The organism is Salinivibrio sp. MA427 (genome assembly GCF_001996115.1).
Classification (GTDB): domain Bacteria; phylum Pseudomonadota; class Gammaproteobacteria; order Enterobacterales; family Vibrionaceae; genus Salinivibrio; species Salinivibrio costicola.
Map to the genome: position 1 here is coordinate 1 of NZ_MUFH01000030.1, position 15,470 is coordinate 15,470.

General features: G+C 50.5%; 12 protein-coding genes. 7 read left to right on the plus strand and 5 right to left on the minus strand.

Annotation, left to right across the window (positions count from 1 at the left end; translation table 11 throughout):
• Positions 1-203 precede the first annotated feature (203 nt).
• The gene (locus tag BZG79_RS04245) at positions 204-1,433 is read right to left on the minus strand and encodes a hypothetical protein (protein WP_077773800.1); all 1,230 of its coding nucleotides are present in this window, start codon (positions 1,431-1,433) and stop codon (positions 204-206) included.
• Positions 1,434-1,860: 427 nt separating this feature from the next.
• Here BZG79_RS04245 and BZG79_RS04250 point away from each other — a divergent pair, with 427 nt between their 5' ends.
• Both BZG79_RS04250 and pflB read left to right on the plus strand, forming a co-directional pair.
• Positions 1,861-3,372 carry a DUF3360 family protein gene (locus BZG79_RS04250; protein ID WP_077773801.1) on the plus strand — a complete coding sequence of 504 codons (1,512 nt, stop codon included), beginning with the start codon at positions 1,861-1,863 and terminating at the stop codon, positions 3,370-3,372.
• A 133-nt stretch (positions 3,373-3,505) separates the two neighbouring features.
• A complete protein-coding gene (pflB, locus tag BZG79_RS04255) occupies positions 3,506-5,782 on the plus strand; it encodes a formate C-acetyltransferase (RefSeq protein ID WP_077460104.1) in 2,277 nt (758 codons plus the stop codon).
• A gap of 72 nt (positions 5,783-5,854) precedes the next feature.
• On the opposite strand, the gene BZG79_RS04260 is transcribed toward pflB, so the two are convergent.
• Positions 5,855-7,474 (minus strand): methyl-accepting chemotaxis protein, encoded by a 1,620-nt coding sequence (locus BZG79_RS04260; RefSeq protein ID WP_077460103.1) that lies wholly within the window; start codon positions 7,472-7,474, stop codon positions 5,855-5,857.
• Between the two features lie 331 nt (positions 7,475-7,805).
• Here BZG79_RS04260 and pflA point away from each other — a divergent pair, with 331 nt between their 5' ends.
• Positions 7,806-8,546 (plus strand): pyruvate formate lyase 1-activating protein, encoded by a 741-nt coding sequence (gene pflA / locus BZG79_RS04265; RefSeq protein WP_021023997.1) that lies wholly within the window; start codon positions 7,806-7,808, stop codon positions 8,544-8,546.
• Positions 8,547-8,649: 103 nt separating this feature from the next.
• Here the strand turns inward: pflA and BZG79_RS04270 are convergent, their stop codons facing one another.
• Positions 8,650-9,555: a LysR substrate-binding domain-containing protein gene (locus BZG79_RS04270; protein ID WP_077460102.1), complete on the minus strand. Its 906-nt coding sequence runs from the start codon at positions 9,553-9,555 to the stop codon at positions 8,650-8,652.
• 197 nt (positions 9,556-9,752) lie between these two features.
• Here BZG79_RS04270 and focA point away from each other — a divergent pair, with 197 nt between their 5' ends.
• Positions 9,753-11,207 carry a formate transporter FocA gene (gene focA / locus BZG79_RS04275; protein WP_077661502.1) on the plus strand — a complete coding sequence of 485 codons (1,455 nt, stop codon included), beginning with the start codon at positions 9,753-9,755 and terminating at the stop codon, positions 11,205-11,207.
• A gap of 81 nt (positions 11,208-11,288) precedes the next feature.
• Here focA and BZG79_RS04280 read toward each other — a convergent pair whose 3' ends face one another.
• Positions 11,289-12,479, minus strand: a complete 1,191-nt coding sequence (locus BZG79_RS04280) for an MFS transporter (RefSeq protein WP_242414123.1) — start codon at positions 12,477-12,479, stop codon at positions 11,289-11,291.
• Between the two features lie 149 nt (positions 12,480-12,628).
• The gene (locus BZG79_RS04285; protein ID WP_077773802.1) at positions 12,629-13,294 is read right to left on the minus strand and encodes an energy-coupling factor ABC transporter permease; all 666 of its coding nucleotides are present in this window, start codon (positions 13,292-13,294) and stop codon (positions 12,629-12,631) included.
• Between the two features lie 171 nt (positions 13,295-13,465).
• Here BZG79_RS04285 and BZG79_RS04290 point away from each other — a divergent pair, with 171 nt between their 5' ends.
• From BZG79_RS04290 to BZG79_RS04300, 3 genes are all read left to right on the plus strand, one after another.
• Entirely contained in the window at positions 13,466-13,966 is a 501-nt protein-coding gene (locus BZG79_RS04290) for a YfbU family protein (RefSeq protein WP_021023992.1), read from the plus strand.
• Between the two features lie 128 nt (positions 13,967-14,094).
• Positions 14,095-14,937 (plus strand): 23S rRNA (guanine(745)-N(1))-methyltransferase, encoded by an 843-nt coding sequence (gene rlmA / locus BZG79_RS04295; RefSeq protein ID WP_077773803.1) that lies wholly within the window; start codon positions 14,095-14,097, stop codon positions 14,935-14,937.
• Positions 14,937-15,470: ChaN family lipoprotein (locus BZG79_RS04300; RefSeq protein ID WP_199877537.1), on the plus strand; the 534-nt coding region annotated here is incomplete at its 3' end. The genes rlmA and BZG79_RS04300, both read left to right, overlap by 1 nt.

The window sequence follows — 15,470 nt, forward strand, 5'->3', positions numbered from 1 at the left end:
TATTAATCGCAATAAGTATAGAAGTTAACTCGCAGAAAGCTGGCTGTTTTTAGGCTCGAAACTGATAAAAAGTGGTGTTGGCTGATAATAAACTGCAATTTATTTCATTTCAGCCAGAGGGCAGGCAGTAACAAAACTGTGAACGCTATTTTGGTTAGCCTACTAAAAAAGGCAAACGAGCAATTAATATAGACAGGACGTCGTCAAGAAAGTCGCGCATCGCGACGTTTTGCTCGCTTGGCTTTAAGCAGCTCTAAGGTGTCACGCCAGCGCTCGGCAAGGCCTGAAGGATCACGCGCCTCCCACTGCTCTAGTGCGTAGTCTGCCAGTGCATAGTCACCGGCTTTAATCGCACTGATGGATAACCACTGCCACAGCATACGATCGTCTTTAAGGCCATAAGAGAGCGCCACTTGCGCGGTATCAATCACTTCCTGCCAGTGATTGAGCTGATACGCAAGCATCACCTGAAGTTTGAGGGTTTGCTTATCTGGCGCGCTCAGGTTCACTTCACTGATCCGGTTTAGCGCTGCCACACGCTGGTCTGTTTTTATMAGACACTGAACCAAAAAARGCTGTTCATTTCTGGTCGGCAGTCGGGTTAACTGTTGTAAACCCTGCTGCCAATACCGCAACGCCTGTTGCGCGGCCTCTTGTTCTAACAGCGCGGCCGAGATAGTGCGGTAAACGGAAATGTCGGCATTGGCACGCGCTAAATATTGGCGTGCCGTTTGGTGTGAGCCAGCTTTGGCGTGGGCGCGTGCGGCCTGCTCTAACCAACGAGCAGCCACATCGGGCTGATTGACCAGCTTATCGAATGTCGCTGCCGCCGCCTCAAAGCGTGATAGCGCCATCTCACTGAGTCCTTTGGTTTGTAGAATAAAGGCATCCTCCGCACCGAGTTTTTGCAGCTGGCGCGCATACTCAATCGCCACATCGAAACGCGATAGCGCATAAGCGGCTTGCATCGCGAAACGGGCAGAGGTTGGCTGCAGTGTATGCTTCTCGCGGAGTTGGCGAGCATAGTTGAGGACTTCCTCATACTGCTCAACACGAAACGCCAAACTAATCACCGCCGTCAAGGCGTCCGCTTCACTCTCCTTACTCAGTCCGTTAAGTGTCAGTGCCTGACGATATGCGCGATACGCTTCAGCGCGCTGATCAAGGTACAAGTAGGCAATGGCCCGCAAGCGGTGCAGCTCAGCACGCTCAGACGCTGTAAACGCCTGCTCTTCCGAGTGTGCCAAGGCTTCTTCAGCCTGCGACACGGCTTGCTGATAGTCGCCGTTTTGTATCGCAGCGCTCACCGTGCCTATATCCACGGCCGGTGCCGCCATTAATGGACTGGACAATACCAGGCTCAAAATCAGGCCACGGAAGACACACATCGGCGTTGGATGACACACAACAAGGCGGAACAATCGGCGCACCATAAGGACCCATTTTTAGAGGACAATATATCGACTATAACCTATCTTTTTTATTCACTACAGCGAGCGCGCAGTGACTGTCTTTATTTATTGACACAGATTCAAGATGTCACCACGCCCGCTTTACACGTAACGACTTTATCTTGCTGTTTTGTAGCACATATTTGGCGCCTCGATTAGTAATTAAATTACACAACGACTGATTTGATGGCAAAAGAAGGCCAATACAGCGGTAAAAACCTTGGCATAAGTGGGCGTAGCACGTAAAAAAATTACACGGTAATGATCTAAGTCAACATTCTACGCCCACCCTGTTGTTAGCATGCTGATAACGAAACAGAACACGGCCATAAGGCCAGCGTTAACAACACACAAAGACTGGCTAAGCCACTGTTTCGAAAGCGTTTGCTTTCTGTACGACGAGGAAATTATGGCAACACATGCTCAAGACCGCAGTGTGAGTCACGAAGAAAAGAGCGAATACCAAAAGAAGCACAAGCCGGCTTCTTCATTTGCCTCCCGGGCTGACTACCTGAATCACGAACTACAAATTATGCGTCCGCGCCGTTGGGGCTTGAACCTGCCTGGCCGTGACTTCCGTTTTGAAATTGAGGATCTTGTTCCCGCGCTGGCCGGTACCATCGGCATTATCGCTATGTATTCTGCAGTGATGATGTCATGGGCTGAGGGGCTAACCGCCGCGTGGGATCATGTGACTTTAGGTAAAGCGTTTGCTGTTGAGGTCGCGCGGGTTGAAATGCTTATCCCCGCACTCCTTTTTTGTGTCCTTTTATGCGGATTTATCAATCCACGCGCTAACCTGGCCGGTAACCATGGGCCAATGATCCCGCTTGTCGGGACCATCGCGCTCGCCGGCGCACATCCTCTCGCCTTGGGGATCCTAATCGGTGCCTTTGGCTTGATACTCAGTTATGTCAAAGGCGGGTCTAAATTAGTGAACCTAACCAGCCAAGGGGTAGCGGGTGGCTTGCTGATTTTCTTGGGCTTTGGCGGGGCAAAAGGTCAAATTGAGAGCCTGCTAGCCTGGGGTGCTGCCATTGATATGGGCTATATATCCATTGTCATTCTGGCCGTATCCATTGTGATTTATGCCTTTTTGGCTCGCATTGGTAAACGCTGGTTAGCGATTCCTGTCTGTGCCGTTACCGGTGGATTGATTGCTACCGCATTAGGTGCCGGCTCATCACTAGAGTTTGTGACACAACCGGGTGTGCCAAACCTAAACCCGATTTACTGGTGGGGATCAACCGAGCAAGGTTGGCAAATGGGCTTACCAACCCTATCGCACTTTCTTGCGTCACTACCATTTGCTCTGCTCGCGGTAGCGATGTGGTCGCCAGACTTTCTTGGTCACCGTATTTTCCAGGAACTTAATTACCCGAAAAAGGCCGAAAAGGTATTGATGGACGTGGATGACACCATGACAGGGTGTTCTATCCGCCAAATCGTTGGGGCATCAGTCGGTGGGGGTAATATCACATCCTCATGGGGCACTTATATGATTCCTGCAGCGATTGCTCGTCGCCCGATTCCTGGCGGGGCCATTGTCCTCGGTCTGTTATGTATTGCGGTTGCCTTGATTGGTTATCCAATGGATGTAGCAACCTGGCCACCGGTGATGACCATTGCACTATTATCAGGAGTGTTCCTGCCGCTTCTTGAAGCAGGGATGCAAATGGTTAAAGACGCGAAGTCTAGCCAATCAGCCGGTATTTGTATTTTCGCCTCCATGGCTGTTAACCCAGTCTTTGGTTGGGCAGTCACTATGCTCTTGGACAACAACGGTCTTATCGGTGATAAAGAGCGTCCTGGTACGCTATCGACCATCGATCGTCTGGTGATTCCAACCGCCACAGTGATCATTTGTGTGGCTGCTATGTTGGCAGTCGGAATGATTCCCGGCATTCCACCTTTATTGTAATAACACGGCCCCGCTTTCGGGCGGGGCATCCGGATAAATCGATGGGTCACAGCGTCAGCCATACTGACACAACACTATGACTGGCCTTGGTCCCAACACATGTCTTTTTGAAAAGAGAACAGGTAGGTGCAACATGTCTGAGCACAATTCCAATGCATGGGAAGGATTTGTTGAAGGTAACTGGAGCAAAGCCGTTGACGTTCGCGACTTCATCCAAAAAAACTATACCCCTTATGAGGGTGACGAATCATTCCTAGTTTCTGAGCCAACTGACGCGACTCGCCAACTGTGGGCGCGCGTGATGGAAGGCATCAAGCAAGAAAACGCGACGCATGCCCCGGTTGATTTTGATACGTCTGTGGTTTCTACCCTGACCTCTCATGATGCCGGCTACATTGAGAAAGATCTGGAGCAGATTGTTGGTCTACAGACCGACGCACCGCTAAAACGCGCTATGCTGCCTAATGGCGGTATTCGTATGGTTCAAAGTTCGTGTGACGCATACGGCCGCGAACTGGATCCACAAGTAAAGAAAACCTTCACCGAACATCGTAAGACTCACAACCAAGGGGTTTTCGATATTTACACCCCTGACATCCTCAAGTGTCGTAAGTCAGGCATTTTGACAGGTCTACCTGATGCTTATGGCCGTGGCCGTATCATCGGTGACTACCGTCGCGTTGCTTTATACGGCATCGACTTCCTGATGGCGGACAAAAAAGCGCAATTCGATTCTCTACAAGAGAAATTTGAAAGCGGCGAAGATCTGCAAATGACCATGCAACTGCGTGAAGAAATTGCAGAGCAACACCGCGCGTTGGGCCAATTGAAAAAAATGGCAGCTTCTTACGGCTGTGATATTTCTCGCCCAGCAGAAAACGCAAAAGAAGCGATTCAGTGGACCTATTTCGGTTACCTGGGTGCGGTTAAAACACAAAACGGCGCGGCAATGTCGCTCGGTCGTACGTCTACCTTCCTTGATATCTACCTACAGCGTGATGTTGAAGCCGGTAAACTCACAGAAGAACAAGCGCAAGAGCTGATTGACCACTTCGTCATGAAACTGCGTATGGTACGCTTCCTGCGTACGCCTGAGTATGATGATCTCTTCTCTGGCGACCCAATTTGGGCCACCGAATCTGTTGCCGGTATGGGCCTAGACGGACGTACTCTGGTTTCTCGTACCAGCTTCCGTTTCCTTAACAGCCTGTACACCATGGGCCCAAGCCCAGAGCCAAACATCACAGTGCTTTGGTCTGAGCAACTGCCTGAAGGCTTCAAAAAGTTCTGTGCCAAAGTGTCTATCGATACCTCGTCTATCCAGTACGAGAACGACGATCTGATGCGCACTGACTTTGAATCTGACGACTACGCGATCGCTTGTTGCGTATCACCGATGATCGTTGGTAAGCAAATGCAGTTCTTTGGCGCCCGTGCCAACTTGGCTAAAACGCTCCTTTATACCATCAACGGTGGTATTGACGAGAAGCTGAAAATCCAAGTTGCACCAGAGCATCCAGCGATGACTGACGAAGTGCTAGACTATGACAAAGTCATGGACCGCATGGATCACCTGATGGATTGGTTAGCGAAACAGTACGTGACTGCGCTGAACAGCATCCACTTCATGCATGACAAGTACAGCTATGAAGCGGCATTGATGGCTTTCCACGATCGTGATGTTTATCGCACCATGGCCTGTGGTATTGCGGGTCTATCGGTTGCTGCTGACTCATTGGCCGCAATCAAGTACGCAAAAGTGAAGCCAGTTCGTGACGAAGACGGTATTGCTATCGACTTTGATATCGAAGGTGAATACCCAGCGTTTGGTAACAACGATGAGCGTGTTGATGCGATTGCCTGTGACCTGGTTGAACGCTTCATGAACAAAATCCGCTCACTGAGAACTTACCGTGATGCGGTTCCGACTCAGTCTATCCTAACGATCACCTCAAACGTGGTATACGGTAAGAAAACCGGTAATACGCCAGATGGTCGTAAAGCGGGTATGCCATTTGGTCCAGGTGCGAACCCAATGCACGGCCGTGATGAGAAAGGTGCGGTTGCGTCACTGACCTCTGTCGGTAAACTGCCATTTGCTCACGCTAAAGACGGTATTTCTTATACCTTCTCTATTGTGCCAAATGCTTTGGGTAAAGACGAAAACACCCAACGCGCGAACTTGGCGGGCTTAATGGATGGTTACTTCCACCATGAAAGCGGTCAAGAAGGCGGCCAGCACCTGAACGTGAACGTGATGAACCGTGAAATGCTACTAGACGCGATGGAAAACCCTGAGAACTATCCTCAGCTGACTATCCGTGTTTCTGGTTACGCGGTACGTTTTAACTCGCTGACTAAAGAGCAGCAACAAGACGTCATTACACGTACCTTCACGTCTTCACTGTAAGATGTAGCGATAAAGCGTACGCGATACGCTAATAAAAAAACCGCCGGCAAATGCTGGCGGTTTTTATTTGGGTTACACTTCAAAATGATCCAGTTGTCTATCCAACTCTCGTGCAGAATCTGCCAACAGCTGGCTTTGCTCTGCCAGGTGAGAAGCCGCCCCACTGACTTCGTTCGCTGAGTTATGAATGTTGCTGACGTTTTGGTTCATTTCTTCAGACACCGTCCCCTGCTCTTCGGCCGCCGCCGCAATCTGTACCACGCGATCGTTAGAGCCATGTAGCGCACTCACCATATCTTTAAGCTGCTGCTGAGTTTCAAGCGCGGTTTCTACACTCGCTTCACTGGACGTATGGCTTGATTTCATCGCCTCTGCCGCTTCAATCGCGTTATTGGTCAGCGCTTCTATCGTGCCTTGGATTTGCGTGGTTGATTTTTGCGTACCTTGCGCCAGCGAGCGTACTTCATCGGCCACCACCGCAAAGCCACGACCTTGCTCACCGGCACGTGCCGCCTCAATCGCCGCGTTTAGGGCCAATAGATTGGTCTGCTCAGAGATCCCTTGAATAACCGTCGCGACATCACTGATCTCCATCACGCCTTGCTTGACCTGATTGACCAATTTATCTGCCCCAGCGATACGTTCGGCAACTTCACGGATACTGGCTACCGTGCTATCCAATTTATGATTGCTATCTTCCGCCATCGAGGAAATATCATTCGTGGCTTGCGCAGTTTGTTCTGCGTGATCCGCGACATCAGCGACAGTTGCTGTCATTTCGTTCATCGCCGTTGCCAGTTGCTCGAGTTGCGCGCGCTGAGATTGAATACTTTGTGCACTCTGCTCACTCGCTGATGCAATCGACGACGCCATGGTAGAAGACTGCTTCGCCTCATCATGGGCAACACGCATGGCTTCACGAACACTCCCCATGGCTGTATCCATACGCCGCGCCAATTTACCGATTTCATCATGACGGGTATAGCCGCACTCAATGCGTAAGTCCCCACCCGCAATCCGATCAAACTTTTCGACCAATTCATCTAACGGCACAACGATGTCGCGACTGACAAACGCACCACAAACTAACAGGATCACCCCCGCGATAAGCGTTAATCCGCCAATTTGCCACGCTGACTGGATAAACTGCGCTTCAATATCGCTCACATGAGTGCCCGAGCCAATAATCCAGTTCCAACCATTTACGCGTTTCACATAAGAGATTTTGGGCTTCATCTCACCTTCCGGTGAGCGCCAAGTATAATCCAACACACCGCCTTGTGACCCTTTGCTCACTGTTACCATTTCTCGCCAATGGTGCTTGCCGTCGCCATCGGTCAAACTGTTCGCACTGGTGCCATTCAACTTGGGCTTTATCGGGTGGTTAACAATCGTGAGATCAGGCTTGAGCACCCAAAAATAGTTATCGCCGTCATAACGAAGCTGGTTCAGTTGCGCGATCGCTTGCGTTTTGGCTTCCTCTTCGCCGATTCTTGATGCCTGCTGGCGGTAATAATTCACCACACTTTGCGCCACTTCTATATTGGCCCTTAGCGAAGCGGTTCGCTCAGCATAAGCTTGATCACGCTCTTTTTGGATAGTGAACATACTGATCGCAACCAGCAATGCAATGGCTATCAACATGAGCGCAACAAGCTTATTTTTCACTCTCAGATCACTGATTTTTTTCATTATATACCCTAGCGTTTGCTGTTGATCCTAGCCTGATACTCGGCTCTATTAAGCTCACATGCAGCCTGAAAGGCCATATATGGGTAACTCTGCATGTCGCACGTTAGTTTGGACAAAAAGGCCAGAAGACACAAAAACAACATGGAGATTATCTGGATTAGCTCTCATTGTGCTGGCATAGAAAACTGGAACTGTGATCAACCCAAAGACAGAGGTGTAACACCACAGCAACGTTCACAAAGAGAGTGCGAAAAAGAGGGGAATTTCCTTACGTTGAGGCCGGTTTTTGTAATAAAATGACAGTATCGCAATTCGCAGTCTGGAGACAGTTATGTCGGCAATTGGTCGCATCCATTCCTTTGAATCTTGTGGGACCGTAGATGGCCCTGGGATACGTTTTATTGTCTTTATGCAAGGCTGCTTGATGCGGTGTAAGTATTGCCATAATCGCGATACTTGGGACACTCACGGCGGGAAAGAAGTCACTGTCGATGAGATCATGAAAGATGTATTGGCCTATCGCCACTTCATCACCGCATCAGGCGGTGGGGTCACCGCATCGGGCGGCGAAGCTATGTTACAGCCAGAGTTTGTCCGAGACTTTTTCCAGGCCGCGCAAGCCAAAGGTATTCATACCTGCTTAGACACCAACGGCTATATCCGTAAGCACACGCCCGTGATTGATGAAGTGCTTGATGCAACCGATTTGGTCATGCTGGATCTAAAACAGCTCAATGATGAGGTTCATGAAGACTTAGTAGGCGTATCGAATCGCCGCACGCTCGATTTTGCCAACTACTTGCACAAAATTGGACAAAAAACCTGGATTCGTTACGTCGTGGTGCCCGGCTATACGGATGACGATGATTCCGCGCACCGCCTAGGTCAGTTTATTAAAGGCATGGACAATATCGAAAAGGTGGAATTACTCCCCTATCACCAGCTTGGTGAACATAAATGGGAAGCGCTGGGTTACGAATATGAGTTAAAAGACGTGGGCACGCCATCAAAAGAAATGATGGATAACGTCAAAAACATTATTGCCAGTTATGGTCATAACGTCATGTATTAATCCGACGCACCTCTGCGCACCACCCATCAGCCGGTCACCTTGTGGCCGGCTTTTTTTCGCGTCTTTATACTTTTTTCACGTCGTTATACCTCTGTCTCGCGACTTACATCTCGCGCCGGCGGGCTTTGGTCATCCTAATGGCTTCACGAATAATACAGTCACGCAAAGGGTTATCTGCGCCATCCGCTCGCCAGATAAAAGACAGTGTCCGACGCATATTGAGCTCCGGCACGTTCAGCGCCACCAGCTCCTCGCGTTCAATCCACTTTTCAACATCTAAATAGGGCAAGCAGCTTAGGTAATTGGAGTTAGCCACCAAAGTACGCAACACAGGCACCTGCTCATATTCTCGCCGCACATCAAGATCTTCGATAACGCCATGAATCGCACTATCAAAACTATGTCGTGTCCCGGCACCCGGCTCTCGCAATACCCACTGCGCTTGTTCAAGTTGCGCCAAGCTTACCTGATCACGCTGCGCATAAGGATGGTGCTTGCCCGCCACGACCACAAGGTGGTCATGGCACCATACCTGCTGCTTTAAGCGGCTATCATCGCAACGCCCCTCAATGATCCCCAAGTCGTGCTGATAACGGCGCACACTATCAATGACTTTCTCGGTGTTTTTCACGGTAAAGTCGATTCGCAGCTCGGGGAAATCACTATCAATAATACTGATAAGGTCTGGAATAAGGTGTTCTGCTGCGGTTTGACTGGCAATTAAGGCAATATCGCCACTGATAATGTGCTGTCCATCAAACCCTGCCTCAATCTGTTGCGCATCAAACAAGAGTTGGCGTGCTTTGGGTCGCAACCAGGCTCCCCAGTAGGTGAGCTGCATTTGCTTGCCTTGCCGCTCGAATAATGGCCGCCCTAACAACTTTTCTAGCTGCGACAGGGCCATACTGGTAGCCGACTGCGTCAACGCTAACTGGTCGGCCGCTCGGCTTACACTGCCGGTCGCGGCGATCGCTTCAAACACAGCCAACTGTTTCAATGAGTACCGCATCCAGGCTCCTTACTGTCTGGCTTTAATGGCAATACCCTATCAATTTTTATGATTCTTACCCTAAGTAATATCAATTTTACTCCTGATAGAGAGAAGAATAGGCTGGTTTTATTCACATTACGTCTAAAAAGGAGTACAACCTGTATGTTGATCTGTCTTTCCCCTCGGGCAAATAATGCCGACAGAGGAGACAACGCATGGTAAGTCCTACCCCAATTAAAACGGAGGGCCCCGCTGCATTGCTTGCCAACGCTGAAGCCTATGCAGAGAGTAAAACCCATAAATCGACCCGGATGGCGATTGGGCTAGCCATGATGGCCGGCTTATTTATCGGACTCGCTTTCGTGTTCTACCTCACGGTAACCACGGGCAGTAACGCCGGCTGGGGAATGACCCGGTTGATGGGCGGGCTTGCCTTTAGCATGGGCTTAATATTGGTGGTGCTTGGCGGTGCAGAGCTATTTACCAGCACAGTGTTGTCTATGCTGGCGCGTGCCAATGGCAAGATCTCCACCCGCGGCCTGCTCTATACCTGGGCAAGAGTGTATTTCGGCAACTTGTGCGGTGCCCTACTGTTGGTGTTTATCGTGATGGTGGCAGGGCTATACCAACTTGACGATGGGCAATGGGGATTAAACGCATTACACGTGGCCCAACACAAGCTACATCACAGTTGGATACAAGCCTTTGCGTTAGGGGTGTTGTGTAACTTGCTGGTTTGTCTGGCAATTTGGATGACCTTCACGTCGCAAAATCCACTGACCAAAGCAGTGATGGTGATTCTTCCCGTGGCCATGTTTGTCAGCACCGGCTTTGAGCACAGTGTCGCCAATATGTTCATGGTGCCACTGGGGATGAGCATTGCTACTTTCGCGCCCGACAGTTTTTGGCAAGCAGTAGGGAGTTCACCGGCTGCCTTCAATGACCTTAACCTGATCCAGTTTATCAGTGCCAATTTAATCCCCGTCACGCTCGGCAATATTGTCGGCGGCGCTGGCCTTGTCGGCATGGGCTACTGGCTGATTATTAACCCTGAGAGAGAAAATAAAACAGCGCAAATTTCTTCATTGACGCTACCGTCTGCGAATTATTCTGAGAGACCCACTATGACCCAAGAAACCTTAACCATTGAAAAAAACATGAAGCCTGCCCACTGTGCCTTGCAAAGCCACCAGTTTGTGGCCGATGCATTAGAGCAACTCAACCGCTATCAGTTGCAAGGTGCGCCTGTCGTCGATAAACAAAATGAATTGGTTGGCTTTTTCTCGGTGCAAGATGTCTTTGTTGATTTATGGTGGAACGATTACCAACCCGACATGGACACCAAAGTCGAAGATTTAATGCGCACGGAGGTGCAGACCGTTGAGGCAGACCAATCCGTGATTGAACTGGCGCAGTACATGAGCATTGACAACCAAGTGCTGTATCCGGTCAGTGATGCGGGCATTGCCACGCGCTTTACCACCCAATCCGCACTAGAGCGCGCGAAAACACAAACACTGTCTAGACCGCACGTTTATCCTGTCATGAAAGACAACATCTTGGTTGGCGTCATCAGCCGCTCAGATGTGGTTCGAGCTTTGGCACCGTTATACGGCAACGCCATGGATATTCTCCCTGCCGATGCAAAAGAAGGACTTGTTAGCGCCTAACCAAAACTAAAAACACGCCTCAGAACGGTTCTGAGGCGTGTCGTGTTAGCTTCCGCGTGTCGTGTTAGCTCCCCAACGTTGTCAGGCGGCACTCAAGTTAGGCATTTTCCGACGCCCTCTCAGATAAGCGATCCACATATATACCGCCGTACTAAGCAAGCAACTGGCCAAGTACATCATCAACCCTTGCTCACCAGAAAATGCTTGATGCGCCAATACCGGACCACTGACGGATCCAATACTGTACGCGAGTAGAAGCGCCTCAGTAGCCGCGACAATTTTCCCCGGCGCCAGCGAGGCACACGCATAAGCAATCGCAATGGGATAAATGGCAAACACGGCGCCACCAAGCATCACGAGCCCGACGCCAAGCCACCCGTTGCTGTTAGCAAGTATAATGATGGCTACGGCAAGCAATCCCACCACACAGAAATAGAACATCAACAGGACTCGATTCACTCTGGTCGAGATTGCACCTAATAACGGCTGAACGCCCATGCCGCCAACAATGACTAACGCCATCATTGCTCCAATCTGTTGATGATCGTCAACACGTTCAGCAAGATAAAGGGGTAATAGACCATAGATCGCGCCTAAGGTGAGCCCCGACACAATGCAGGCGATATAGGCAGCTTTACGAATGGCTCTTAAGGTGCCTGTGTGCTCAATAGGGCCCATCATCGCTTGCGACGGCTCACCATGGCGCATAAATAAGGGCACGATAATCGCCGCCGTGACCAAACTACCGATCAACCAATACGGCTGAGCACCTGTCACACCGACATAACCGACGCCCAGCTGACCCAAGGCATTACCACCATATAAAGCGGCCATATAAAAGCCTAAACGCTTAGCCCGTTGACGCTCTGAATCGGCGATCAATAACCATGATTCAATCGCGACAAACACCCCTGCGACCGCAATACCGGCCACAAATCGTGACACTAACCATATCCCCTGCGCTTTGATCGTTGCCATCGCGGCAATAGACAGCAGCAGCACACTCATAAACAGCACTAATGCCTGTCGATGCCCCATCCGCGCGACGATACGTGCACTCCACAAAGCACCAAACAATAATCCTGCATAAAAGGCACTCGCCAGCCAGGCGGCCAGTTCAGCCGGCATCCCAAGCGGCATTAACGCCAATGGAATCAAGCTCATCAAATAGCCACTCGCGACCGCAAATGCCGTTAAGCTCACTAATGGCACCCATGGAAACACAGACAGGGCCATGCCGCTGCCATTTTGTGCAGAGGATAGATTATTCATGACAGTTCGTTCAATTCTCAGATAAGTGGCACGGACGGCCGGGGCCGCTAATATGTGCCATTATTTGAGATAAATACAGCGAACGTTTTTATTGGTCTCAATAAGAAAATTTAATGGATAGAATCCATTAATACCCAAGCGGTGTGCCATCAACGCTCTGGCGACARATACTCTCTGTCATAAAAGGTGCGTAACCAATGGGGGCGATACACCGCCATCACCGTCACCGCCATGCCGTTAAGCAGCGCTTCGGGGAACCACATCAATAGCGCAATTTGCAGGTAGTTATGCACAATTTCATGCCAGCTGTGACGATCGGCAGCCCAATACCAGAGCGAGGTCACCGATAACTGGAACACAATGGTCAGCGCCGCACCGATAAACGCCGCAATAAAAATATAGATAAAAAGGTGGCGGGTTAAATACTGGTAGCTCAGCGCAAAAATCGCATAACTGAATACAATAGGCAGCATCGCCGTGGTAAGCGCCGTCATCCCCATATCAGCGACGGGGACAAAACCAAAAAGCCCCATCAGTGCCAACGGCACGGTGGTAATCCAAATGGCAATGCGCCAACCATGGCATAAGGCTAACGTAGTCACGCCCAGAAAGTGGATATCGAGCCCCTCTTTGATCCCCGCCTGCAACGCCCAAAGCGCAAACAGCACCACCGCCGATGAAAACGCTAAATGCTGATAACCCACTTCCTGGCGCAGTTTAGGAAAAAACTCACGTGGATAGGTTCCATATAATACCCCTGCCCAGCCTAACCAACCYATCCATTGCCAACCACTGACATCAGCCCACTCAAACATAACGTCCCCTTCATGAACGATCTTTTACCCAATCCCTTATGCGGGTGAAAAACGTGCTACGGACATAGCTCAGATCAAGATTTCAGCGATAAAGAGCTGCTAATCTCTGTCCATACCCTCATCGTTTGATGAACGACTATTGTAACTTCGAGAGTTAAGAGGCCAACCGCAATGGATATGACCCCTGCACAACGTTTAATTTTATCTAACCAGTACCAGTTAATGTGCCACCTCGATCCCTCTAATGGCGAAAAGTACCGTCGCCTACAAACCATCATTGAGCGCGGCTACGCGTTGCAAATGGCCGAGGTGATCAGCCAGTTTGAAGCACTCTGCGAAACCCAATGCCGCGAAGTGATTGATATCATGGAAATGCACCATGCGATGCAGGCCTCTTATCACCTCCTTGACGATACCAACCAAGCGGCATTATCGCCACGTCGCGTGCAGTTCTGGGGCTTTGACGCAGCAACCGAAGGGGCTTTGGTGCATTATGTGCGCTTTTTAGTCGATACTGAAGGGCTCTATCCGCAGTTCGATCAAGGAGAGCACTGCTTTAACAGTCAAATGCCAATGCGTGACAAATACCGTCGTATGCTCGACGTTTGGCGTCAGTGCCCGCGTCAATTTCACTTAAGCCTAACCGAGATCGAAAAGATCCTCGCCGCCTAGTGAAACGGAAAAGGTAACAATGCAGCCGTCCTTGTGGGCGGCTTTTTGATTTCTCACGGCGCAAACTTGTCGAACGTCACACAAGCCCGTACCCTTAAGCGCATCAAAGACAAGACACAGACTCTGCCATGATTTATCGATGCCCGCTATGCCAACAGCCCCTGCAAGCCAAGCCACGTGGTGCTTATTGCGCTGCCAATCATCAATTTGATCGCGCCAAAGAGGGCTACCTCAACCTATTACCGGTGCAATTTAAACGCTCCAAAGATCCGGGCGACAATAAAGCCATGACTCAAGCCCGCCGCGCATTTTTAAACGCTGGCCATTATGCACCCATGCGCCAAGCGATGATTGATGCCCTCACCCAGGCACTGAATGGCGAGCACCAGACGATCTTGGATGTGGGCTGTGGTGAAGGGTATTACACCCATGCCATCGCTGATCAGACAGCCGCACAACAGTGGTCTATTTATGGGCTGGATATCGCCAAAATCGCCGTGCGCTATGCCGCGAAATGGTATCCACAATGTCAGTTTTCGGTCGCCTCATCACAACGCTTGCCGTTTGCCGACAACAGCCTTGACGGTGTGGTGCGTATTTATGCGCCCTGCAATGGCGACGAGCTTGATCGTGTTATCAAGCCCGGTGGCGTTGTTGTCACCGTCACGCCAGGTCCACGTCATCTATTTCAGCTTAAGGCGGGTATCTATGATGAGGTCCGGTTACACGAAACGCCAGCAGAGGCCCTGCCCGGTTTCCAGCTTGAAAGTGAGCGCTCACTGCATTACCCGATGACATTAGCAGGCGAGCAAGCCCTCACCCTGCTGCAGATGACACCGCTTGCCTGGCGCGCCTCCGATGAATGGCGTGAAACGTTAGCCAATGCCAACGGCTTTCACTGTGAAGCCGACTTTACCTTGCGTGTGTATCGTCATCACACAGAGATTGACTCGGCCAAAGGAGAAGCGTGATGCACACTAGCTCACCATGGACAAAAAAGGGCGTGATTGACCGCTTTTTGCAACTGCGCTTTTTGCCACTGCGTGCCACTCAGTGGCTATTGGCGGCCAGCTTAGTACTAAGCCCCGTCAGTGTCGCAGCGGCATCGCAACCGACATCGGCGTCTATCAATACCTTATTTGATTATCAAGTGACCACCGCCCAAGGGCAGTCACTTAGCTTGACTCAAGTGGCTGACAACGTCGAAAAAGCGGATATTGTTCTGATCGGTGAATGGCACAGCCATCCTGGGGTGCACCGTTTTCAAACCGAGTTGCTCAACCAACTTGCCTCACGTCATTCTGTCGCGCTTTCCATGGAGCAATTCAGCCGTGATGCCCAGCCAGTGGTGAATCAATACCTTGCCGGCGACATTGGCGAAGACACGCTTAAGCGTCGAGCCAATGCATGGGACAACTACAATGGCAGCTATCGCCCGTTGATCGAGCTAGCTAAACAGCGTCAATTTGACGTGATTGCCGCTAACGCCCCTAAACGCATGGTT